General features: G+C 48.6%; 20 protein-coding genes and 1 pseudogene. 7 read left to right on the forward strand and 14 right to left on the reverse strand.

The window, feature by feature from the left end; genetic code table 11:
- Window positions 1-26: 26 nt before the first annotated feature.
- The 3 genes from B5P39_RS12125 to B5P39_RS12135 all read right to left on the reverse strand — a co-directional run bounded on the left by B5P39_RS12125 (window position 27) and on the right by B5P39_RS12135 (window position 6,636).
- Entirely contained in the window at window positions 27-1,619 is a 1,593-nt protein-coding gene (locus tag B5P39_RS12125) for an ABC-F family ATPase (protein ID WP_011622847.1), read from the reverse strand.
- A 229-nt stretch (window positions 1,620-1,848) separates the two neighbouring features.
- Window positions 1,849-3,786 (reverse strand): phytase, encoded by a 1,938-nt coding sequence (locus tag B5P39_RS12130; protein WP_088211675.1) that lies wholly within the window; start codon window positions 3,784-3,786, stop codon window positions 1,849-1,851.
- Window positions 3,787-3,810: 24 nt separating this feature from the next.
- A complete protein-coding gene (locus tag B5P39_RS12135; protein WP_088211676.1) occupies window positions 3,811-6,636 on the reverse strand; it encodes a TonB-dependent receptor in 2,826 nt (941 codons plus the stop codon).
- 642 nt (window positions 6,637-7,278) lie between these two features.
- On the opposite strand from B5P39_RS12135, the gene B5P39_RS12140 reads away from it, so the two are divergent.
- The 3 genes from B5P39_RS12140 (at window position 7,279) to B5P39_RS12150 (ending at window position 10,611) form a co-directional block, all read left to right on the forward strand.
- The gene (locus B5P39_RS12140) at window positions 7,279-8,244 is read left to right on the forward strand and encodes a GGDEF domain-containing protein (protein WP_086904255.1); all 966 of its coding nucleotides are present in this window, start codon (window positions 7,279-7,281) and stop codon (window positions 8,242-8,244) included.
- The gene (locus B5P39_RS12145; protein ID WP_086904254.1) at window positions 8,244-9,497 is read left to right on the forward strand and encodes an AraC family transcriptional regulator; all 1,254 of its coding nucleotides are present in this window, start codon (window positions 8,244-8,246) and stop codon (window positions 9,495-9,497) included. The genes B5P39_RS12140 and B5P39_RS12145 overlap by 1 nt, the downstream gene beginning before the upstream one ends.
- Before the next feature lie 331 nt (window positions 9,498-9,828).
- On the forward strand, window positions 9,829-10,611 hold the full coding sequence (locus B5P39_RS12150; RefSeq protein WP_086904253.1) for a CLCA_X family protein: 783 nt from the start codon (window positions 9,829-9,831) through the stop codon (window positions 10,609-10,611).
- 10 nt (window positions 10,612-10,621) lie between these two features.
- On the opposite strand, the gene B5P39_RS12155 is transcribed toward B5P39_RS12150, so the two are convergent.
- Together B5P39_RS12155 and B5P39_RS12160 are read right to left on the reverse strand one after the other, a co-directional pair.
- On the reverse strand, window positions 10,622-11,575 hold the full coding sequence (locus B5P39_RS12155; RefSeq protein WP_088211677.1) for a hypothetical protein: 954 nt from the start codon (window positions 11,573-11,575) through the stop codon (window positions 10,622-10,624).
- A 297-nt stretch (window positions 11,576-11,872) separates the two neighbouring features.
- On the reverse strand, window positions 11,873-12,784 hold the full coding sequence (locus tag B5P39_RS12160) for an MBL fold metallo-hydrolase (RefSeq protein WP_088211678.1): 912 nt from the start codon (window positions 12,782-12,784) through the stop codon (window positions 11,873-11,875).
- A gap of 202 nt (window positions 12,785-12,986) precedes the next feature.
- Here B5P39_RS12160 and B5P39_RS12165 point away from each other — a divergent pair, with 202 nt between their 5' ends.
- The 3 genes from B5P39_RS12165 to B5P39_RS12175 all read left to right on the forward strand — a co-directional run bounded on the left by B5P39_RS12165 (window position 12,987) and on the right by B5P39_RS12175 (window position 14,979).
- Complete coding sequence (locus tag B5P39_RS12165; RefSeq protein ID WP_088211679.1) at window positions 12,987-14,156, forward strand: PepSY-associated TM helix domain-containing protein; 1,170 nt, start codon at window positions 12,987-12,989, stop codon at window positions 14,154-14,156.
- Complete coding sequence (locus B5P39_RS12170; protein ID WP_088211680.1) at window positions 14,156-14,620, forward strand: hypothetical protein; 465 nt, start codon at window positions 14,156-14,158, stop codon at window positions 14,618-14,620. Before B5P39_RS12165 ends, B5P39_RS12170 begins: the two co-directional genes overlap by 1 nt.
- 95 nt (window positions 14,621-14,715) lie before the next feature.
- Window positions 14,716-14,979, forward strand: a complete 264-nt coding sequence (locus B5P39_RS12175; protein ID WP_088211681.1) for a hypothetical protein — start codon at window positions 14,716-14,718, stop codon at window positions 14,977-14,979.
- A gap of 135 nt (window positions 14,980-15,114) precedes the next feature.
- On the opposite strand, the pseudogene B5P39_RS12180 reads toward B5P39_RS12175, so the two are convergent.
- From B5P39_RS12180 to B5P39_RS12200, 5 genes and pseudogenes are all read right to left on the reverse strand, one after another.
- Window positions 15,115-15,369 (reverse strand): annotated as a pseudogene (locus tag B5P39_RS12180) (endonuclease III); the annotation flags it as partial.
- A gap of 202 nt (window positions 15,370-15,571) precedes the next feature.
- Entirely contained in the window at window positions 15,572-16,162 is a 591-nt protein-coding gene (locus B5P39_RS12185) for an isochorismatase family protein (protein ID WP_088211682.1), read from the reverse strand.
- 17 nt (window positions 16,163-16,179) lie between these two features.
- Window positions 16,180-16,899 (reverse strand): pirin family protein, encoded by a 720-nt coding sequence (locus tag B5P39_RS12190; RefSeq protein WP_088211683.1) that lies wholly within the window; start codon window positions 16,897-16,899, stop codon window positions 16,180-16,182.
- Window positions 16,900-16,905: 6 nt separating this feature from the next.
- The gene (locus B5P39_RS12195; protein WP_088211684.1) at window positions 16,906-17,973 is read right to left on the reverse strand and encodes an alkene reductase; all 1,068 of its coding nucleotides are present in this window, start codon (window positions 17,971-17,973) and stop codon (window positions 16,906-16,908) included.
- Between the two features lie 33 nt (window positions 17,974-18,006).
- Entirely contained in the window at window positions 18,007-18,882 is an 876-nt protein-coding gene (locus tag B5P39_RS12200) for an SDR family NAD(P)-dependent oxidoreductase (RefSeq protein ID WP_217895742.1), read from the reverse strand.
- 134 nt (window positions 18,883-19,016) lie between these two features.
- On the opposite strand from B5P39_RS12200, the gene B5P39_RS12205 reads away from it, so the two are divergent.
- Window positions 19,017-19,871, forward strand: a complete 855-nt coding sequence (locus tag B5P39_RS12205) for a LysR family transcriptional regulator (protein ID WP_217895743.1) — start codon at window positions 19,017-19,019, stop codon at window positions 19,869-19,871.
- 86 nt (window positions 19,872-19,957) lie between these two features.
- On the opposite strand, the gene nth is transcribed toward B5P39_RS12205, so the two are convergent.
- From nth to rsxD, 4 genes are all read right to left on the reverse strand, one after another.
- Entirely contained in the window at window positions 19,958-20,599 is a 642-nt protein-coding gene (gene nth, locus B5P39_RS12210) for an endonuclease III (RefSeq protein ID WP_011626118.1), read from the reverse strand.
- 66 nt (window positions 20,600-20,665) lie between these two features.
- On the reverse strand, window positions 20,666-21,364 hold the full coding sequence (locus B5P39_RS12215) for an electron transport complex subunit E (protein ID WP_088211686.1): 699 nt from the start codon (window positions 21,362-21,364) through the stop codon (window positions 20,666-20,668).
- Entirely contained in the window at window positions 21,357-21,995 is a 639-nt protein-coding gene (rsxG, locus tag B5P39_RS12220) for an electron transport complex subunit RsxG (protein ID WP_088211687.1), read from the reverse strand. The genes B5P39_RS12215 and rsxG overlap by 8 nt, the downstream gene beginning before the upstream one ends.
- Before the next feature lie 55 nt (window positions 21,996-22,050).
- A complete protein-coding gene (gene rsxD / locus B5P39_RS12225) occupies window positions 22,051-23,100 on the reverse strand; it encodes an electron transport complex subunit RsxD (protein ID WP_088211688.1) in 1,050 nt (349 codons plus the stop codon).
- Window positions 23,101-23,173: the final 73 nt, after the last annotated feature.

A 23,173-nucleotide genomic window follows, 5' to 3' on the forward strand; every position in this document is an offset into this window, starting at 1 on the left:
AAAAGGCTTATCGCACAGCAGCAGGTTTATGCACTGGCAAGGTTTGCCAGATACTCATCAAATGTCCCTTGGAAGTTCACCAATTTTCTATCCCGAATATCGATAATGCGGGTCGCTAACGAGGACACGAATTCGCGGTCGTGGCTAACGAAAATCAATGTGCCTTCAAAATCTTTGAGGGCATTATTTAAGGATTCAATCGCTTCCATATCCATATGGTTGGTCGGTTCGTCCATAATGATGACGTTGATATCTTGCATCATTAACTTACCGAAAATTAAACGGTTTTTCTCCCCTCCGGAGCAGTTTTTCGCTTTTTTGTTGGCATCATCTTCGGTAAACAGCAAACGACCTAACATGGCTCGCACCATCAAATCGTTGTGTTTTGGCTGACGCCATTGGTCCATCCATTCAATAATAGTCAAATCATTATCGAAGTCGCTGGTGCTGTCCTGTGGGCAGTAACCAATAGAAGCGTTTTCGGACCACTTAATCACGCCTTGATTATGAATTAACTCATTGACTAAACAGCGTAATAAAGTTGTTTTACCTACGCCGTTCTCGCCGATAATCGCAAGCTTTGCACCGGCTTCGAGGATTAAATCGCCGCCTTCGAATAACAATTCGCCATCAAAACCGTGGGCGAGGTTCTCAAGCACCAATGCCTGACGGTGCATCTTTTTGCCTGGCGCGAAGCGAATCGATGGCGCGATACGGCTGGAGGATTTGACCTCATCCAGCTTAATTTTGTCCATGCGCTTAGCGCGTGAGCTGGCGAGTTTTGCCTTAGAAGCGTTAGCCCCAAAGCGGTTAACGAAGTCCTGTAGTTCTTCAATCTCGGCGCTCTTCTTGGCGTTGCTCGACAGCAGTTGTTCGCGCTGCAGGGCCGATTGCTCGAGGAAGTATTCGTAGTTACCGGGATAAATCCGCAGTTCACCGTAATCGATATCCGCCATATGGGTACAGACAGCATTTAAGAAGTGTCTGTCGTGGGAAATGATGATCATGGTGCATTTGCGCTTATTCAGCTCAGTTTCGAGCCAACTGATGGTGTGAATATCCAAGTTGTTGGTGGGCTCGTCGAGCAGCAGAATATCGGGGTTAGCGAACAGGGCTTGGGCTAACAGTACACGCAGTTTCCAACCGGGGGCGACCTGTGACATAGGGCCATAGTGGAAGGACTCTTCGATACCAGCTTCAATCAGAATTTCGCCCGCGCGGCTTTCGGCGCTGTAGCCGTCCATTTCGGCAAATTCACTCTCGAGATCGCCCACACGCATGCCGTCTTCTTCGGTCATATCGGGTTTGGCATAAATCGCGTCACGCTCTTGCTTGATTTTCCACAGCTGGGTATCGCCCATGATCACCGCATCGATAACCGTGTATTGTTCGAAGGCGAATTGATCTTGGCTTAGGGTGCCGACCTTTAAACCCGGCGTGATAGACACGTTGCCTGAGGTTGGGGCGAGGGCGCCACTTAAGATCTTCATAAAAGTCGATTTGCCGCAGCCGTTTGCGCCAATCAAACCATAACGGTTGCCGTTGCCAAATTTTGCCGAGATATTTTCAAATAATGGCTCTGGGCCGAATTGCATGGTGATATTTGCGGTAGAGATCAAGGGTATGTCCTAGGAAAAAGTCGTTAATAACGGCTTAAAAAGCTGACAACCGCAAAGGATTGCAATATCGAGCTAGTTATTGGCCACATATTTGGGCGCGGAGTATAGCGATTTCAGCCTCAAGATGCGAGTTTCAAGCATAAAGGTTCAAGGCAAAAACAAACCGAGCCACTCAGGCTCGGTTATCATTTGTCTCGCCAGATCATGCCGATTTCAGTTGGCGAAATACTCAGTTAAGCGATAACTTCTCGACAATACTGCGCCAAGGCAGCCATTTAAAAGATTGATTATTATCGGGTAAATGATTGTGCCCATCCTGTACCACCAACATTCCCTGTTGCCAAGCTCCCGTGCCGACGCTTAAGTGAGTCACGGCTAAGCCATCGGTTTCACTGCTCGCATCGATACTGGTTTCACGGCCATTTTCCATCCCGTTAAGGTTCATTCCAATGCGGAATTTGCCTAATTGGGCGTAGGGCGGCTGCGTCTGATACAGCAAGTAACTGTTATCGCCTTGGCTGGACACCACCAGCAGATCCTGCTTTTTACCGTGAATAGTCGCGCCTTGGTAGAGTGAAATCCCTTCGACATCAGGGACTAAGTCGCCCTCGGCTTTAATGATGAGTTTGCCTTGAGTGCTGCCATTAGCTTTGGCATTAAAGCGCCAAATGCCTTTGTCTTCTTCACCAATAAACAGCGCGTGCTGAGCTTCATCGACCACACAACCTTCGACTTGGCTTGGAGTATGAATATCACGCACCAGTTTAATACTTGGGCCATTTGCCTGCCAATCGACGCGGTATTGGGCGATACGGCCGGACTTTTCATTGGCGAACACATACAGGCTATCGGTATCTTGATACAGGCACATGCCATAAATATCCAGCATATTCGTGGCTTGATTGGGATACTCGTTGAGCTTCCCTTCAGCGTCGATTTCATAGAAGGCGAGGCTGTCGTTATCCCTTAAGGTCGCCACCGCGATATCGCGTTTTTTACCGCCCAGCATCACTTGCTGGCGTAGATCGACGTTATTGATACGCCCCGACGGCAGGGCTTGAACCTGCTCGCCACGCATATTAAAGCTCAATAGTCCCCAACGTTTGTTGGTGCCAAGCACTAGGCTTTTTTCCGGTTGAGTTGGATGCACCCAAATCGCCGGATCGTCCATGGTATCGCCGGGTCGATCGGATGGCGCGCTTTCAACCCAAGCAGGGATTTCGATAATATTATCGCTGGACTCGTTATTTGATTGACTCAGGTCTTTAGGTAAGACTGCTTGGCTAAATAAGTACTGATCGGTTTTATCATCATAGAGGGCAAACTGGATTGCCTTGTTGGTGCTGGTTCCGCTTAGATAACCACTGAATCCCTGTACCTTCCCTAAGTCGTAGTTCGCAATAGCCTGTTGATCTAAGGTAATGGCGCCTTTTTTATCGCTTAACAATAACTTGCCATCGATGACTTGCATGCCCGCGATATCATTATTGAGGGCGGCGAGAACCAACTTAGCGCTATTGTCGGCGAAGGGGCTGGCATCAAATTGCCAGACACCGGCTTCGGGCTCACTCACTAACAGTTTGTCGCCATCGATGGCGCAGCTAGTGCTGTTGACGGGAATTGCCTGACTGCGCAGCTTTTTCGGCATAAAGTGTCCGGCATCGCCTAACAGCCATTGTTCGCTATAACCGTCTTCGCCGCCAAACCACGCATAGATATTGCCATCCTGCGGCCTTGGCTGAATGCAGATCCAATTGATTTCAAACGATGCCATCGGCAGCAGTGGCAATACATTAGTCGCGACTTTGCCTTCTATCTGTTTGACCATGATAGGACGAATGCGATCGGCGCGGCGATCCAGCGTTAAGGCATAGGGATCGCTAAAGGCTAACAATTCAAACTCGCCTTTGACTAAGGTTTTAGCTGCGGGCAGGGTCGTTTTATCTGCGCTTGGCATGCTTTGTCGCATCAAACCTTGCTTTTCACTCACCCACAGCCAATCGGCGGCAGGGATTACTGCGTTGTTATCGTTGTTAAACAGTAAGGCTTGGGCCTGGCTGCCTTTATAAGCTTGGGCTGAGACGGGTTGAGCGAATGCGCTCAAGGGCGCACTGATAAGGCCTAAGGTCACAGCTATGGCACTAATTTGGGTAAATGGTGTTGTCATATCTTCGTTCTTTTCAATGGGTGATTAATAGTTGGTGTACTGCACGCCTAACTGGAAAGTGCGGCCATAGGCTTCGTATTGGGCGTTATAGCTGCTGTCACCCGTGTAGCTGTAGTAGGGCTCGTCGGTCAGGTTCACCCCTTTGAAATACAAGGTTAAATTGCTGGTTAAATGGGCCTTGGCGACAAAGTCCCACTGCAAGTGATTGTCTTGATAGAGATCGTAGCGCTCATCACTGAGTTCAGTGACTTCCTGTAAATATTCGGATTTATAGGCCGCCGATAACCAGACACTGGCGTAGCTATTTTCATAGCCAAAGGACAGGTTAGCGGTGAGATCCGATTGGCTTGGCATCGGAATATCACGGCTCAGTAATTGGCCATCCTCCAGCCAACTGATCTTGGCGCTGGAATCTGTGTAAGTGAGGTTAGAGTTGAGCACCAGCGCATTAAAGGGCTCGGGTAAAAAGTTAAACTCTTGCACATAGCTGAGCTCGACGCCGTAGATGTCGGCACTGTCGCCATTAACAAAGGTGACGGCGCTATGGGCATCGAAATAATCGCCACGACCAGCTAAATCCGCCTGATAGATAAAGTTGTCGATATCTTTATAAAACAGCCCCGCCGAAATTAAGCCGATATTGCCAAAATAGTGCTCGAGGCTTAAGTCAAAGTTCATCGATTCGAGCGACTTAAGTTGTGGATTGCCAAAGGTTAAATCGATATCGCCATCATCCTCTTCGAGCAAATATCCCGGCGCCAATTGGCCGAATGTTGGGCGCACTAAGGTGTTGGTCCAAGCGGCGCGCAGCACGGTATTGTCGCTATAGCGGTAAGTGAGGTGCAGTGCAGGCAGCCAATGATCCTCATCGCGCGAATGCTTGATATCGATAAACTCGCCCTTGGCGCCATCGTAACCGTAGCCACTAGAGTCCCATTGATTTTGCTCGAAACGCAGCCCCGTAAGGATACGCAGTTTCTCGATATCGATGTGGCCCATCAGGTAGGCGGCGTTGATATCTTCGCTGATATCAAAGTCGTTAATGGTGGACTCGATATCATCGCGATTGCTGTCGGCATCGAGGCTGTCGATTAGCTGCCAGAGTGGCGCAGCATTGATGCCGCTGCCAAAGCGGCCGAGGTCATAGTCAAGCTCATTGGCCGCATATTGACTCAATAACAAGTCTTCATCACTCACGCCTTGATCGCCTAAGTCGCTGTAGATCCAAATATCTTCGCGATTGGATTTATCACGGCGGCTCAGCTTGACGCCGGTTTTTAGCTCGACGCTGTAATCCGCAATGGTTAACTGGCGGGTAAGATCCAGTTGGCCACTGTTGATGGTGTCTTCGGCCTTGGAGGCGGCGATTTCAATTTCATCTAATTCAAAGTTAGTGTTTTGAAAGTAATCTTCGGGGGCGATAATTTGTGGCTGTTTAGTATTGCTAAAGCCCGTGTTATCAATCTTGGCGACAAAGTCAGCGCCGGCGATATCCCTCGGTTTGTCGGCGCTAGCGGTGCTGTGGCTCGCTTGATAGTCAAAGGTCCAGCGTTCGAAGCGGGTTTGACCGCCTAGCACAAAGGAGGTGATGTTTTGGTTCTCGGTGCGTGATTTTAGCGAGCGGGTAGTTTTGCCTTGCCCGAGGGCATTGGCTTGCTGCGGCGATTTCCACTTGGTTTTAGCGCTGTTGCGGGTTTCGGTATCATCAAACTCACTGTAAAGGGTGCGCAGATACAGATCGGTATCATCGCTCGGGCGATAATCGAAGTTCACCCCTATGCCTAAACGCTCACGATTGATTTCATAATCCCGCTCATCGATGGATTCGAGCGCCGCATCCTCAAAGCCGTTATCCCCGGCAAATTCCCATTTGCCACCGGTTTCGACGTTATCTGAGCCAAAGTCGCGGTTATACCAACTGGCACCTATGGCTACCCCTAGCTTGTCGGCAAAGATATCGCTGTAGCTGGCGGCGAGTTTAGGATTGGTATTATCGGTTAAGGTATCTTGGCTCGCCTCGGCGTTGAGGTTGAGATAAGTGTCATCGCGATCGAAGGCCGACAGACTTTTAACCTCAATGGCGCCGCCCAGCGCATCGGCATCCATATCCGGTGTTAAGGTTTTACTCACTTCTACCGATTGCAGTAGATCCGATGGCACCACATCGAGGGCAACCGCACGGCGATCGCTTTCGGGTGAGGGCAAGCGCGTGCCGTTCATCGATACTGAGTTATAGTCAGGCGCCATACCGCGCACGCGTACAAAGCGACCTTCGCCCTGATCCCGCTCGATAGACAGCCCTGGCACCCGCTGCAGCGATTCACTGATATTGCTGTCGGGGAAATTCCCCAGCACATCGGCGCTGACCACGCTCAGCACGTTATCGGCGCCGCGTTGGCGGTTCATGGATTTACTTAATGCGCCTTGTTGGCCGACCACGCGGATATGCTCGACATCTTGGCTATTTAAGTTGATGTCTTGCAGTGTGGTTTGTTTATCGCGAATGCTGATCCTATGCTCGGTCGGCATCGCACCGAGGTAGTTGACCACTAAGGTGTAATCGCCATCCTGCACGCCGACAAAAAAGAAACGCCCATCACGGCCAGCCTGCTGGCTAAGGTTGATCTCTTTTAAGGTGACGGTCGCACCTGCAAGGGGTTGTTGGCTGCTGTTATCGCGAATTTGCCCCTCAAGTTTGCCTATGGCCAGAGCATTGTGACTCAAGCCTGCGATCACCAGGGCTAAGCTTAAGGCTGAGAGACGCGACGTGAGACGTTTGTGGACCCTAGCGACAGGATGCGCTTGTTGTGGCAGCAGAGAACCTAATTGTCGAGCGATTGGAGATTGCATCTTGAGTTCCGTTTCAGTTGAGTGTTATTGCAAGCCTTGTGGGAAGGCTGATTTGTAATGGCGGCCAAGTTAGGGGAGCAAAATGTCAGATTTGTGACGGGATCGTTGAGCCGTACGGTTTGGCCCGCTTTTACCGAGTGATATGGCGATTTTGAGCTAAGGCTGAGCCAAAATGACGCTTACAGAATTAACGTCATATAAGAAGGCGTTGGCTGTTATGGGGCGCTCGCATGATTGAATCGTTTAATCCCATTAGAAGTGAAAATAACCCAATTTTAGAATGGGTTAGAGAGTGTTTATTTAGATTTTGGCTCGTTACTTTAGGGCGGGATGCGATGCTTTTTGGTCCGCGAATACGGCGTAGATTGAGTTCACAGGGACTCAAATTAAGCGAAGATGGCACTTTTCTCGATCCAGCTGAAAACTGCCTGAGCTAATTTGCCGCAGTAGCATTGCGTGTTGTGAGGTTGGAAGGTGTTTTTTAGCTTTAAATTTAATTACTTATATTTGAATCATGTATTTTCTATCGTAACGTCGCGACAAGTGACGTCACCGAGTTGTCATAAAAGCCCGCTAACTTGCGTCCCCATAGTAACAAGGCTTAATTCTCCTTTTAGGGCTTTATTAAACAAGGTGTGTATTTTGGAAACTCCTGCAAAATCATTACGGCTCGCCAGCGTCTATGGCGTGAGTCTGCTGATCATCTTTATGGTGCCTTTACTGCTTTGGCAGAGCACCACGGCCAAAACCGTAACGGCGGTCGATTGGTTTGATGTGGTCACCGAGGGCGCCTTATTTGTGCTCGGCATGTGCTGGCTGATGGTGATGGTCTCGGTGCGCCCCTCGGGTAGAGTGACAAATCTGTTGATTGCGGGCCTCTCAAGCTATTGTTTGGGTTGTTATTTGGATTTACTGGACGAGATTTTTATCGTCAAAACCATTCCTGTATATAACTGGTTTGAAAAGATGCCCACGCCTGTCGGGCTGCTGGTGCTGACCTACGGTTTATGGTTATGGCGAGATGAGCAGACCGTCGTCAATCGCCAGCTACAAACTCGGGAGCAATTTCATCGCGAACATCAGTTAACCGACGGCTTGACCCTGCTCAATGATGCCAAGGCATTCGAACAGCATCTCATTAGACAAATATCGCAAAATCAATCATTTGGTCTGATTATGCTTGATGTCGATAATTTTCATCAATACAACGAATCAAACGGCGTCGAAGAGGGCGATAGGCTGTTGTCCCAGTTGGCATTGTGGCTAAGCGCGAGCCTAAGAAGTCAGGATTTAGTCTGCCGTTATGCTGGCGATCGCTTTATCATTCTGATGAGCGGCGCCATTCCGCCTTTAGTGAGTGTGATGGCAGAGCAGGTACAGCAAGGGGTGAGGGAGTTGGGCTGCTCTGTTTCAGTGGTTTGGACGCTACCCTCTCCCAAAGCATTGGATAGGCAGGACAAGCAGAATAATCCAAAGGCTGAGGCTGCAACACTGTTGCAATTATTGAATCAAAAAATATCACAGAAAAAAGCGAAACGCGCCTCAGCGGCGCCTATCACTCAGCCGTTTCATTCGCGCAGCACCTCGACTGAAAGCGGGCTTAACTGATGCGCGCGCTCGCCACATGGCAGGATAAATGTATCGATAGCCAATTGCTGGTGGCAAGTTTAGTAATGTTGTTTAAGCAGCGTGAATTGGATACTGATAAGTTACTGCGCGGGACGGGGATTTTTATCGCGGATATTCGTAAACCCGATCACCTTATTAGCCCCAAACAATTATCACGACTGCTGGATAATGCGCTCTCCCTGTGGCCAAGTGGCGATTTAAGTTTTTTATTGGGTCAACGTTGGTTGCCATCCCAAAGCGGCGCGCTGACGGCGGCCATGTTTTGCGCGCAGGATTTACAGGCATTAAGCCGCGTTTGGCATAAGTATCATTGGCTCACTCAGCCCTGGCTGCAAACTTGGTGCTGCCAAGGCGAGCATGAGTGGCATTATCTCGTGAGTCTCGACTTAGGTATGCAGCGCCATCGGCAATTTTTGATTGAGCTGAGTCTGTCGTCGCTCACCGCAGCCTGTAAGCAGCTGCTTGGGCAAGCTTGGCGCGGTAGTCTGTGTTTTCCCTACCGCGCGCCGGATAATTTGGCCCATTACTATAAATACTTTGGCACGGACTTAAGCTTTGATGCGCCCCTTTGCCGAATTTCAATGACCAAAGCCCAGTTACGCCAACCCTCATTATTTGCGCGCCAGAGCGCGGCCTATGCCATATCTAATGGGGAAGAGTGGGATGACAATCTCATTCATAATGGTGTCATCGATGATGGTGTGATTCATCATGGCGCTAGTCATTCTGTGGGGGACTCTCTAGCCTTAGCATCTCAAGCCATAGCGTCGCAAACTATAGGAACTCAAGCCACAGCGTCACAACCTATCGTATCTCAACAGAATAGGCTGGATCAGGCGCCAAACATAATGTCAGCGCCAGATATCGCTCCGGCGCCGAATATGACCCAGGCGGCTCGCCAAGCGTTGTTAGCGCACGAGTTTCGCCTTGGGTTGGCGGGTGGGATCCGCCTTAAACTGATGCGCAGCACTCTTTCCTTGCCAGAGATGGCACAATCGCTGGAGATGAGCCCCGCAACCTTAAAACGCCGCCTGACGGAGATGGGCTTAAGTTACGGGCAACTTGCCGACGAAACGCGTTTGATCCGAGCGCTGTATTTTTTAGCCGAACCCGAGCAAGATGCGCACACGATTGCCAATTCTCTATCCTTTAGTGATGCCAGTAATTTCAGGCGTTCCTTTAAACGTTGGACAGGTCAACTGCCTGCGTATTTCCGCTTTTGGTTAGCCTAGCTCCAATTAGCCCAGTCCCCATAAGCCAGGCCCCAATTAGCTTAAACAACAGCCCCCGCGATTTCCCTCCAGACTGATGATAAATAAACCACTCACATCCATTTTTGAATGACTATTCATTGACTTGCATATTTGTTAGAAAATTCCCGAGGGTTATATTTTTATTTATGCAAATTCGAGAATAAATACTCAAAATGGATTTTGTGTCTGTGCCATTAGGTATGTGAGTATTAAAGCGCCTTGTATCGTTGAGGGGCTGGGCTATAAATGCTGTTTTGTTTCACTTAGAATAACTGACCTCGACCTTTCACTTGCCGTTTTCAGGGATCGCGTGCTAATCCATCAGCAATACCATCGTCATGGGCCCGATTATCGCTTTGGGGAGCAAATGACTTTCCTCGATGTGAAGCAAACCTTTGGTTTTAGCCATGTACGTGTGGGACGTTGGGTCACGCGCGAGGAGTCATTAATTGCCGCGAATTTGGTATTTGATTCGCTGGCAGATCTTGCCTTTATCCTCAATTTACCGCCGTTGACCTTAGGGTTAAGGCAAACCTTAAGCCTTGCCTTTGGCCATGGTGGGCAAAAGGGTGTGCAGGCACACTATGCGCCAGGGGCGCGAGAATTGGCATTAGCGAAAAATGCGGGTGCTGGGGCGCTGGCCCATGAGTTTTGGCATGCGTTTGACCACTATGTTGCCCCTAAGGCGTTTTCGCGCGCCACAGGGCGTTTTAAGTGCGCCAGCGATCTCTGGCTTGCGGATCAGCCGCTTATCGAGCATCCCCTTAATCACCGTTTAGCTGAGATCTTTCGTGTTACCTTGCTCTCCGAGGACAATTTGGAGCCAAGTGATTACGTGCGCCGCGCAATTGCCTTAGATAAGCGTTATGGGGCGCAGTATTTTGCTAAACCGACGGAAATGATGGCGAGGGCCTTTGAGGCCTGTATTGAATCCCATCAAGGGATCCAAAATCCCTATTTAGTCTCTGGCACGCGCTATTCAGCGCTGGCAAAGGAAGGGGCGTATCCCGATGAGCCACATAGACAACGTATCTTCAATGCCTTGATTGCCTACTTTGAGCCATTAGGCATGGCGTTAGGGAAAACCGGATAAATCTGATGCGTTAGTCTGTGAGTTGCTGCTGGCAATAGGCGAGCTGGTGGCGAATGGCATCGAGATATTGCGAGGCGTGATAATCCATCAGGTACCAAGGGCTCGCTTGGCTTTCGGGAAGATGATTAAAGAACAAAGGCTCGCTCGCTTTAAGCTTGCTGTGATCGGCACATTGTTGCCAAATCTCATAAGGTGTGTGTGCAAGCTTGGCTAAGTGCTGACGTAGCGTTTGTTTAGTCTCCTCCCTTACACTTGGGGCGAGGTTGGATTGTCTGAGTAATTCCAGCTGTTTAAAGGGCTCCTCGCATAAAGTTTGTTTATTCTTACCGCTATCGGTTTCTCTCGCTTCATTTGTTTCACAGTCCTTAGACATTGGCTCCCAAGGCATTAGAGTAAACTCGGCCCAATCTAAGCGTTCACACAGCAGCGTCTTGGCGATTCTTCTTTCCCCTAGCCAGTTATGCACCATGCAGGGTAAATGGCGTGTCTCTGGTAGTTCAATACTGCGCTGTAAGCTCGGCAACAGCGACATCCGCTGAACCTGTACGTGATTTGCCAATTGCAGCATGAGTACAACTGTCGTTAAGCCTGAAGATGGCCAACAACCAAGGGATGCGGTGAGATCGGTGGCGACTTGTGTCAATGCTTTCGCCAGTTGCACAGCTTGCGGATGACCTTGAACTTCAAAGGCATACTGCGACTCAGCAAAGCCGCCATTGGCAATATTGACCACTTGACCTTGGGGAGCATTCTGCTGCGACCATTGTGTGCCATTAAAGATAAAGGTGAGGCCTTCGGCCGCGGGCTGCCACTCGCCAGAGGCATTGCCAATAATGGTCACTTGCTCAAGTTTAAGTTGCTCTGCGAGTGTGCGAAGGCAAATCCTAGGTTGTGGCTCAGCCAATTGACGGTGCATATGCGTATGGGACTGAGGCGCATCGGCTAAGGGCTGTGGATAGGACATACTCGCAAGGACTCTCTAAAACAAAGATGGGTATTGTAGCGGAACTTCTGTTTTGACTAAAGAATTATTCCCCTGAAGCGACAGACAAGATAATTAATAAAATTTCATAATAACAGTATGTTAGACTGTTTTTGTTTCGGTTTTTATCCTTAGTTAATCTCCTCAAGCGTAGGTTGATGTATTTGGGATTGAGGGCTATTGAGTTGCGAGTAGTATTGCCCGGCCCGCTAAGCCGTTGGAGCATTAGCTTTGTAAACTCTGGCTATCAACTTTCGTCCTTAAAATAGTATTTATCCGTTATTTTCCCGTTGTTTGACGTTCTTTTTCTATCACGGCAATGGTACGTTCGATAAATTTCCTCAAGGCTTTTGGCGGCAGAAAAGGGGATTTGCTCTCCTGATTAAAGCGCGCAACCAGCTCTGCGATCTGTGGATGTTGGGTTATCTGTTCCACACTTTTGCCTGAGTCAATTAGCGACTCGATTTGTTGAACCCAGTCATTAGTGTTTTGCTGAAAGCGGCGCAGGGATGCCTTACTACTTGGCTTACCATGCCCGGGCACGATAAGGCTGTCCTCATTACCTATGGCTAAAATATGGTTGATGGCGGCATTAAATCCACTAATACCACCCGTATAAAAAGTCGGGTGCCAGCTGTTATCGACAATATCGCCGACAAACAGGCTGTTGCTCTGTGGATGAAAATAAATCCAGTCGGCAGATGAATGGGAAGAAACTTGGGTGGCCAATATATCGGGTATCACGGATTGCAATGGCACAGTATTTTTCGCTGCCACCGTGTTCTGCATCGGGGCTGTATTTTGTGATGGAACTTTTTGTGAAGATACTTTTTGTGACGGAACTTTTTGCAATGGAACAGTGTTTTGCGTTGGCACTAGGTGCGCGCCTTGTTGAATAAAATATTGATTACCACCGGTATGATCGACGTGTTCATGGGTATTTAAGATGAATTTAGCGGGTTTGGCATAGAGGGATTGAATCACATCATCCAGAGCACTTAAGTGTTCATTCCCAGGCATAGGATCGATAAGCACCAAACCATCCTGCGTCAATATCAGGCCAATATTGGTGCCGTAATCGATGCCTTTTAAAAGCTGTACTTGCTCAGAGACTTGCTCAACACTGATGGTATTGGCTTGAACAATGAAGCTAGACGTTAAAAAAACGAGGGTAACGAATACCTTATGCATAGTGAAATCACTCTCTGGTTTTGTCTAATCGATGGGATCTTTAAGCATTATTGACCGCATTCGAGTTGCGAGCTATTGCGCAACTCGGCCTAATTTGTGACAAATCTTATAAACCTATCGTATTATCAATATGCTGTATTGATAACAATTCGCATTACCTTTACACTGTTGGGATTCTAAAAGAGGTAGGAAACAATCCCCCATGGCGAAAATAAGTAATCGCTTCTGGTTTATGTTACACGGTTGGGTGTCATTGCCCATCTGGATTTTATTCAGTTTTATCTGTTTAACGGGCACTGTGGCCGTGTTGAGTCATGAGTTGACTTGGCTGACCAACCCTGCGGCTCGTGCGACTAATCCTAACGAATTACCCGCAAAACCCGTCGACGAGTTGATGCTGGTGGTCGAAAAGGCGTATCCAAATGCGCAAGTGATGGGGGCAATGACCCTCGAACCTTATTTAGTCAATGCCATTACCTTTACCGATGCCGATAAACCCTATGCCATCGCCTATGTGAATCAATATACGGGCGAGATCCAGCAGATCAATGAAGGACTAACCTTTATCGGTTTTATGCGCTCATTACATGGTTGGCTGTTATTCCCTTGGCAGAGCGGCTATAGCGTGGGGTATTACCTTGTGTGCTCTATGGCCCTCTTGATGCTTGCCTCATTGGTAACGGGACTCATCGTTTATAAACGTTTTTGGCGCAGTTTTTTTGCCCCAAAACTTAGACTCACCCAAGGCAAGAAGACTCTATTGTCGGATCTGCATAAACTCTCCGGCGTCTGGTCGATTTGGTTTATCGCGATTATGAGCCTCACAGGGCTGTGGTATTTAGTCCAAGCCATCTTCTGGCATGCCGATATCGATATTGAATCCCATGCGCCTATGATTGCCGCCGAGCAAGTGCCTTTGATGCAAGCTGGTGATACGCAACTGCCAAGCGCTAATGTCTCTTTTACTGAGGCTTTAAGTTTAGCCAAGCAGCGTTTCCCCGATTTTCAACCAAGCTATGTGATGCTACCTGAGCATCAACGGGATATGTACCATTTAAGCGGCAGTGGCGATCATATTTTTTACGATCAATATTCCTATAGTCTCAGCATTAACCCGTGGACCGGCGAAATCGCCAGTGCTACCTCGCCAGAAACCATGACAGGTATGCAAACCTTAATGCATATTGCTGATCCGCTGCATTACGGCACCTTAGCTGGTATTTGGACTAAATTGATTTGGTTCTTCTTTGGGCTGGTGCTTTCTGGGATGTCGATCACTGGTTTTATGATGTGGGGATTGCGCCATGTCCGCGCCTTTAAACAGGCCGAAACCAAAGACTTAGCCGCAGATATGATAGGGGAGGCTCGCTAATGGCATCATCGGTATTTTGGTTAAAGCATAAATATAAGCTCAGTGGCTTGATTTTGATTTTACCCTTAGTGTTTCTCTATCAGTCGCTTAGCCCAAGCCTTCCACCCGCTTGGCCGAGCCAGCAGCTTGGTGAATTTAAAATCGCGCCAATGCCTTTAGATTTAAAGGCGCCTTACAAACACCATGATGATTACGTAAAAGATTTTATGTTGATCTTTGAACAGGGTGATGTCGCCCATATTCGCCAAGGTTATGCCAATATCGGCCCAGAGGCTTTGCCATTAGAAGCCCTGCAAAAAGGTGAAAATGGTGTGTTGCATGGCAGCAAACATGGCCAGCATGTGCATGCGATAACCGGCGCTAAGTTAGCGGCAACGGATAGCCTGTGGGTATCGATTCAAAATTGGCAGGGTGAATGGTTGGTTAGCCAATGGTCCGTACCCGAGGCTGTGTTAGTTCAGTAATACCGTTAGCAAATTGTTGCAGTAAAACCGCCCTCAGGTGCAAACTGTGCCTGAGGGTTATTTTTATCGGATAGGTTTACTGCAAAGGATTGGATATGGCATTTACTCAAGCAGAACTCGCGTTAATCGCTGCCGCGAAACAAAAAATGCAAATGGCGCAGCGGGTACGTGTTGGGGTGATTATGTTGCTTATCTTAGGCACGCTTACGTTGCTGGCAGGATTTTGGAGCCATCCGTACGCGATTTATATTGCCTTTGCGCTGGTGGTGTTTGCGGTAGCGCTACCCCAGTTTGGCCAGGGACCCAAATATGAAGAATTGCTCGCCCTATTGCAGCAAAAAGCCGCTCAAGCCGATTAATCTGCACCACAGGGCTAATATCAAAAGGGCTTTCAGCAAAATCTTAACTAGCCTGAAAGTATTCTCTAGCGTGAAAGCCCTTGTTGCTTGCTCATTTCGTTAACTAAAGCGCTTAACCACAGCCTTGTAGCGCCCTTACTCTTCGGGATAGACCTTTTCCTTAAACTCGCACAAATCTTCAATGATGCAGCTGCCACAGCGGGGTTTGCGGGCCAGACAGGTATAGCGGCCATGCAGAATAAACCAGTGGTGCACATCGACCTTAAATTCGGCGGGAACAACTTTTAACATGCGTTCCTCGACTTCGACCACGTTTTTACCGGGGGCGAATTTAGTACGGTTTGCGAGGCGAAAGATATGGATGTCGACGGCGATGGTTGGCCAGCCAAAGTTCTCGCTGCGGTAGTGGATGGTAGAATATTTCGATGTTTTGAAAGGACTGCTAAGTGCCAAAAGCGGACCTATACAAACTCCGTTTGTCGTATGATGACCATTGTGGCTCAGACAAACCTCTATCCGCATCTAGCTCAAAGAAGTCTCCGCCATTTATATAGCAGTCTTAATTATTGCAACTAAGACTGCTACTTGTTAGCTAAGCACCTTGAAGAGAGGGCATCACAACTTCCTGCACGATTCGCATCCCTTCGGGTGTACTCCAACTGCCGGCAAGCTCGGCAATGACTTGATTGGTACTGGTTAATACAACGCCTGCCTGTTCCATTCGCCGTAAAGCCATGTCATCGCCCATCTTACTCGGAGAGCCGCCCGCATCCGCTACGACCTGGACTTCATAGCCTTCTGAAACCAAGCTCAGAGCAGGGTAGACAGTACAGACATCATTTGTCACTCCGGCAATGATGATACGTTTGCGCCCCTGTGCTTTGGTCGCTTTCGCGAAGTTTCCGTCGTCCATCGCGTTAACGATACCTAAGCGTTGAATTCTGTTTTCAAACTCTTCCGGCAGGACATCTTTTAATTCCTGCATTAACGGTCCTTGCGCGTATTCCTCCATGCTGGAGGTCAATACAACGGGCATTTTTAGTATCTTGGCGGTTTTCGCCAGCATAAGGGCATTACGCTTCATTTCGTCAATTGGGATAGATTTTACCCAGCCCATAGTGCCAACCTGATGGTCAATCAAGAGCAGCGTTGCGTTCTCGCCAGTAAATCTACTGAAACTCATCTTGGTATCCTCATTAATTAAAGTGGTTTGCCACTAAAAAACATGACCTTCGCACCGGCATCGGACGCGGTCACTGTGATGGTCTGCTCATTTTCTTGTGACGAGAAGACCGGTACTTTGTGCTGCTGAAAAGAGAACGTTTGCTGGTCTACAGTAAACGCCCCCGAAACTGGCAGCAAAAAAGCGTTGTGGTTGGCTTTTACCTGCAAATTGATCGAGGCTCCGGCGTTTAAGGTAATATCCAGTAAGGTCACATCCGTGGGTGTATTTAAAGGAGATTGCACGCCATTAAATTCACCCACCGGAATACGGACTTTTCCTTCTGGAATCTTAACGCTGACAACATCTTCCGCTTCCAACGTCAAAGACGTTGGCTGCATCAACCGCTTAGCCTCTGGCAAGGCAATAAATATTTGTAACGAATGCACGGTTTTGCCGGGCTCGGCCGGAACTTCCTCATGAACAATCCCTGAGCCTGCCGCGGCCCAGTGCAATCCTCCTGGTTTGATTAGGTTCTTCACCCCGGTTGAGTCGCTGTTATCAATTCCGCTTTCAGAATCGAGAAACACATAGGAGACCGCTGAAAAACCTGCATGTGAATGAGGAGGAAATGTGGGTCCACTCATCCAGGCGTGATCAACCGCAATAAACGGGTTAATTTTTTGCTGATAGCCACGCAGAACCTGTGCCCGAAAATGTGAGCCGTGGCTGACCTGTTGTGTGGTTACTATTTGCATGGTAGTTCAGCCTGCAACCTTGGCCAGCGGATAATCGGTATAACCTTGTGCTGAGCCACCAAAGAAAGTATTGCGATCCGCCGTATTAAACGGAATGTCCTGTTTCAGACGTTCGACAAAATCAGGATTAGCCAGCACCATCTGACCATAAGCCTCTAAATCGGCTATTCCACTGCGAATATCTTCACCGATGTTTTCGCGGGCACGGCCTGGTTTGTTAACGATCAAAATGCCATCCCAACCATCACGGATATCGCGCAGAAGCTCGTCATCACCTTGATGCATCACGTGCAAATAAACCAATTGCAGCTTGTTCAACTCTGCAACCAAATAGCGGTATAAGGCTGGTCCCTCAGCGCCTTCATCAATGCCCCACAATTTTGTGCCCGGCGACAAGCGGATCGCGGTTCTTTCTGCACCGATTTCTTCGGCGACAGCTTTAGCAATTTCGATAGCAAAGCGGGCTCTGTTTTCGATAGAACCACCATATTCATCCGTACGGGTATTTGCGCTTGGGGCAAAAAACTGTTGGATGAGGTAAGCGTTCGCACCGTGAATTTCGACACCATCGGCGCCCGCTTCAATGGCACTGCGTCCGGCATGTCTGAATTCGCCAATGGCTTGCTTAATTTGCACCTGAGTCATGGCCTCGGGCACCGGAATGTCCAGCATGCCTTTCAAGGTAAACATTTGCGTACCTGGCGCTATGGCTGAAGGGGCCAAACCAGCCCGGTGATGCGGTGTATTGTCTGGATGAGACATGCGGCCAGCATGCATCAGCTGGAAAAAAATACGTCCGCCTTTTTCATGCACCGCTTTCGTAACCTGCTTCCAGCCGTCGATATGGGCTTGGGTGTAAATCCCTGGCGTAAAGATATAGCCTTGCCCGTCGTCTGATGGCTGTATGCCTTCGGTGACAATTAACCCCAGACTTGCGCGTTGACTGTAATAGTCGGCTGCTAATGCACCGGGAGTACCATCCTGATGGGCCCTTGAACGGGTCATTGGCGCCATAACAAGCGCGTTTTGTAGGGTGTTTTTACCTAAAGTGATCGAATCAAAAATGGATTTCATCGTAATAACCTCTGCTATTCGTTAACTGGATAATTAAGCCAATGCCTTTGCGACTAAGCCGCGAGACTGACGTAAATAAGCCTGCATATGGTCGTCCGCATTGATGCCTTTGGTCGGCAGCAGTGCCTGAGATTTATGGTTAAATAAAGTGCCGGAGTATTGGTCTAATTCAGGCGCAATCAGTAACGGCGTAATGCCTTGGGCGTATTGCTCCGGTGTCGGGGTAAACCAACCGATCAGCGTTTCCAGCAGATTGAAAATCACCCGGTTCCCACCGAGGAAATTACTGCGGATATCGGTTTTAACTAAACCTGGATTCAGGCCAAATATCGAAAAATTTTGGAAGCGATGATGATTATCAAGGACCAGCATTTCATTGCCGGCGACCGTGTTCATATGCACTTGCATGGTTTTGTAGCTTTGCTCTGCATTCAAATCGTTCAGCACGCCTGGACTACCTGAACCTGGATACCCCATCACAAATACCCGGGGTTTTTGGTGAGTCTGCGTGCCTAAACGCGGCATGAAGTTATCAAACATGACCAGCCGATTGAGGTAACTGGTCGCCATGTCCATCTCCAGCCCTTCCGCAGTTTCTTGCCGTTTAGGTGCAGCAAAAATTCCGGTGGTAAAAATCAACATATCCAGTGTTTCGGCAGGGATAAGGGCTGCTACACGCTCAGCTTCCCGCATCGAACTTAAGTCCGCTTGCAAAAAGCGAATACCTTGGTGGGCTTGATCGCGAAATGTTCTTCCTAAGACCAGAACATCAGCGCCATGTTTAGCCATGTTTTGCGCAAGTGCACGCCCTAAACCTCCGGTACCACCGACAATGACGACTTGCTTGCCTTTCAACTCAGTACGAACATCGCCCATACGGATTGCACTGAACTGTTTATTAATTTTCACGCTAATGTGCCTCTGTTTTAATGCCACCTCTTGGTTGCGTACAATTATTAATCAATAGATATTTGGGATAAATAAGTTAAAATGGAATTGATTGATGCATTAATGGAGCAATCTAGTTGGACATATTGAGAGACATGGCGTTATTCGTGGAAGTGTGCAAAGTGATGAGTTTTCGCAAGGCGGCGGATGCTTTAGACATGCCGAGCTCAACGCTTTCCCGCAGAATAAGTCATTTAGAAAAAGAAGTTGGATTGCGCTTATTGCATCGCACCACCAGAAAAGTGGATCTGACAGAAGCCGGATTACTTTACTTCCAGCGCTGTAAACGTATTGTCGATGAAGCCAATTTAGCCCACGAACAACTTGGTGAAATGCTTGAACACCCCACAGGGACAATCAGAGCGTCCGTTCCTGTCGACTTTGCCATCATCTACATCGCGCCCTTGCTTGAAGAATTCGGTGCTATTTACCCGGGCATTAACGTCGAATTTGATATGACGCCGCGTAATGCAGACCTGATTTCAGAGCATATAGACTTAGCCATCCGTATGGGGCAACCACCGGATTCAACACTAATTGCCAGAAAAATTACCAGTTTTACCAGCCAATTGTTTGCGTCACCTGCTTACCTTAAACGATGCGGTCAGCCAAAACATCCATCGGAACTCATCGGGCATGACGGCATAGCATTTCCAAAGACAAGTCACTGGGATTTGAGAAATGGCAAACAAGACATTCGGGCTGAATTTGGCGGTCGCTATCGGGCCAACAACGTGGGCATGATGAAACGCTTAGCAACGTTAAATCACGGCATTATTCTATTGCCGCAAACCTCGGTAATAGAAGAATTAGCCCAAGGGAAATTAGTCGGATTATTACCAGGATGGACCGGTGCGAGTTTACCTGTTTACGCATTGACTGAAACCAGACTATTGCCCGCAAAAGTTCGGGTTTTCATCGATTTCTTACAGCAAAAACTTGGTAAGTAATTAAATTTACTAGAGTAATTTACAGCATTAAGAAGCGGACCATATGATGTCCGCTATCCGCTCATGAACAACAGCCTTGTGGCTTTTTATTCTTCGGGGTAGACCTTTTCTTTAAATTCGCAAAGGTCCTCAATAATGCAGCTGCCACAGCGGGGTTTGCGGGCCAGACAGGTATAGCGTCCATGCAGAATAAACCAGTGGTGCACATCGACTTTAAATTCGGCGGGAACAACCTTTAACATGCGCTCCTCGACTTCGACCACATTTTTACCGGGGGCGAATTTAGTGCGGTTTGCCATGCGAAAGATATGGGTGTCGACGGCGATGGTCGGCCAGCCAAAGGCGGTATTGAGCACCACGTTAGCGGTTTTACGACCAACACCAGGAAGCGACTCTAGCGCTTCTCTGTCCTCTGGGACTTCGCCGTTGTATTTTTCAATCAAGATCTCACAGGCTTTAATCACATTGATGGCCTTGTTGTTATACAGGCCAATCGTCTTGATATATTCCTTTAATCCATCCACGCCTAAGGCATAAATACTGTGGGCGGTATTGGCGACTGGAAATAGTTTATCGGTTGCCTTATTCACGCTCACATCGGTCGCCTGCGCCGATAAAGTCACTGCCACCAGTAATTCAAAGGGACTAGAGAAATTCAGCTCGGTTTCGGGTTTGGGATTGTTTTCGCGAAGGCGGGTGAGGATTTGGATGCGTTTTTCTTGATTCATAGTGGTCCTTGTAAGTAGTGGGTTTAACGCTAAACCCACTACTTAAGCTGTTATCTCAATAAGGGCTTAACTCACTTTGGTGATCCGTGCCCGTGTTACGCTTGGCTGCACTGCCGCTTCGGGTTGACGCTCTTTAAGCTTTTTATCGATAACGTTTTTCAGGGCGATAAGTAGGCCCATCAGAATAAAGGCGCCGGGCGGTAACATCGCCAGCAAGAAGGGCGTATCGACTTGCCATACTTGTATCGTTAAGGTTTTTGCCCATGGGCCGAGCAGTTGGTCGGCGCCATCAAATAGGGTGCCTTGGCCGAGAATTTCCCGCGTTGCGCCAAGTACCGCTAAGACTAAGGTAAAGCCAAGCCCCATCATCAGTCCATCGAAGGCGGCGCTAAAGGCATTATTACGGGAGGCAAACGCTTCGGCGCGGCCAATGATAATGCAGTTAGTCACAATCAGCGGTAAGAAGATCCCTAAGGACAAATACAGGCCATAGGCGTAGGCGTTGATAAGCAGCTGTACTGCCGTCACCAGCGCCGCAATGATCATCACAAACACGGGGATACGGATTTCCTTGGGCACATAGTCACGTACCAACGAGACTAAAATGTTTGAACCAATCAGTACCAACATAGTGGCGACCCCAAGCCCGAGGGCATTGGTGAGGGTGGCCGTGACGGCTAACAGTGGGCACAGTCCCAACAATTGCACTAGACCTGGGTTGTTTTTCCACAGTCCTTGCCAGGCAATTTCGCGATAATTAGTCATGGTTGGCCTCACAATTCAGTGGTTGGCTGAAAATCTCTGCTTGATGCTGAGTAAAGTACCATACGGCGCGTTTAACCGCTTTCACATAGGCGCGTGGTGTGATTGTCGCGCCAGTGAATTGGTCAAAGTCACCCCCGTCTTTTTGCACTTGCCATTGCTTATCATCTTCGGATGTCAGCACTTTTCCGACAAACTTGGTGACCCAATCGGATTTACGTAAATCGATTTTATCCCCAAGGCCCGGGGTTTCTTGGTGGGCAAGTGTGCGTACACCTAACACTTCACCTTGGGTATTGATACCCACAATCAGCTTAATATTACCGTTGTAACCATCGGGGGCAATGGCTTCGAGGGCGATAGCAACGGGCTTACCTGCAGCAGTGGCGATATAGGCTGGCATGGCATCGTCGGTGCCGAGCGCCTCTTTATCCTGCAACAGGGTACATTGCTCGGTCAGCTCATTGTCATGGATCTCATCGGGGATCAACTGATGCAACACGCGCATCAATTCCTGCTGCTCTTGCTGCTTAATTTTATCTAAGGTCTGTTGATTGACCACTGCTACTAAGCCCGTGCAGAGCAGGGCAAACAGGGCAAGCAGCAAACCATTTTTAATCATTGGATTATTCACTTTTATTCCTCAAGAATCTTTGTTCAAGCTCGCTTGATTCTTTTATGTCACAGGCCTAGCCCGCAGAGTGGCCATAGGTGCGCGGACGCACATAGTAGTCAATAAATGGTGCGCACAGGTTTGCGAGCAGCACGGCAAAGGCGAATGCATCGGGGTAGCCACCTTGGGTACGAATGACATAGACCAAGACACCAATTAATGCGCCGAAAATTAAACGGCCGCGTGGACTGGTCGCCGCGGTGACGGGATCGGTGGCGATAAAGAAGGCGGCGAGCATGGTCGCGCCCGAGAATAAATGGAACAGCGGGCTTGCCTGAGTATCGGGGGATAATAAATAGCCGATGCTCGATGCTACAAATAATCCCACCAACACGCCTGTGCTGATGTGCCAACGGATGGCTTTTAATTTAAGCAGCACTAAACCGCCAGCAAGATAAGCTAAATTGACCCAAAACCAACCTACGCCAGTGCCGCCATCGAATATGCTTTTGGCCATACTCTCAGTAGTAGTCAGCCCTAAGGACAGATCGGTTTTGAGGGTATCGAGCGGTGTCGCCATACTGATCCCATCGATGCCGAGACGGAATTGCTCCATGCCACCATGGGCGCCGACATTGAAGATCAATTGCAAGCTATCAATCACACTTGGGGTATTAAGCGCAACCGTACTTGGTGCAATCCAACTGGTCATCTGCACCGGGAAAGAAACCAGCAGCAACACATAGGCGGCCATCGCGGGGTTGAACAGGTTATGGCCTAAGCCTCCGTAGAGGTGCTTAACGATAACAATCGCAAAGGCAGTGCCCATGACAATCATCCACCAAGGCGCCAGCGGCGGGATCGCAACCCCGATTAAGATCGCCGTTAACATGGCGCTGTTATCGCTTAAACTCGCTTTGATGCTGCGATTACGCAGTTTCATCACCGCGGCTTCACAGCTCAGGGCAACGATAATCGCCAGTAACACTTGAATAAGCGTGCCCCAGCCGAAAAAGGCGCATTGCACCACAAGGCCGGGTAACAAGCATAAAATGACCCTTTGCATAACCGTTGAAGTATGCAAATTACGGGTAACATGGGGTGATGAGGCTATTTTAAACGCCATTGTGATCCCTTTTATCTAATCTTGAGTCACTGATTTTTAAGCTAATAATTTTAATGCACAGAGCTTTTAAACC

It is taken from the genome of Shewanella sp. Shew256 (assembly GCF_002196695.1).
GTDB classification, from domain to species: Bacteria; Pseudomonadota; Gammaproteobacteria; order Enterobacterales; family Shewanellaceae; genus Shewanella; species Shewanella mangrovisoli.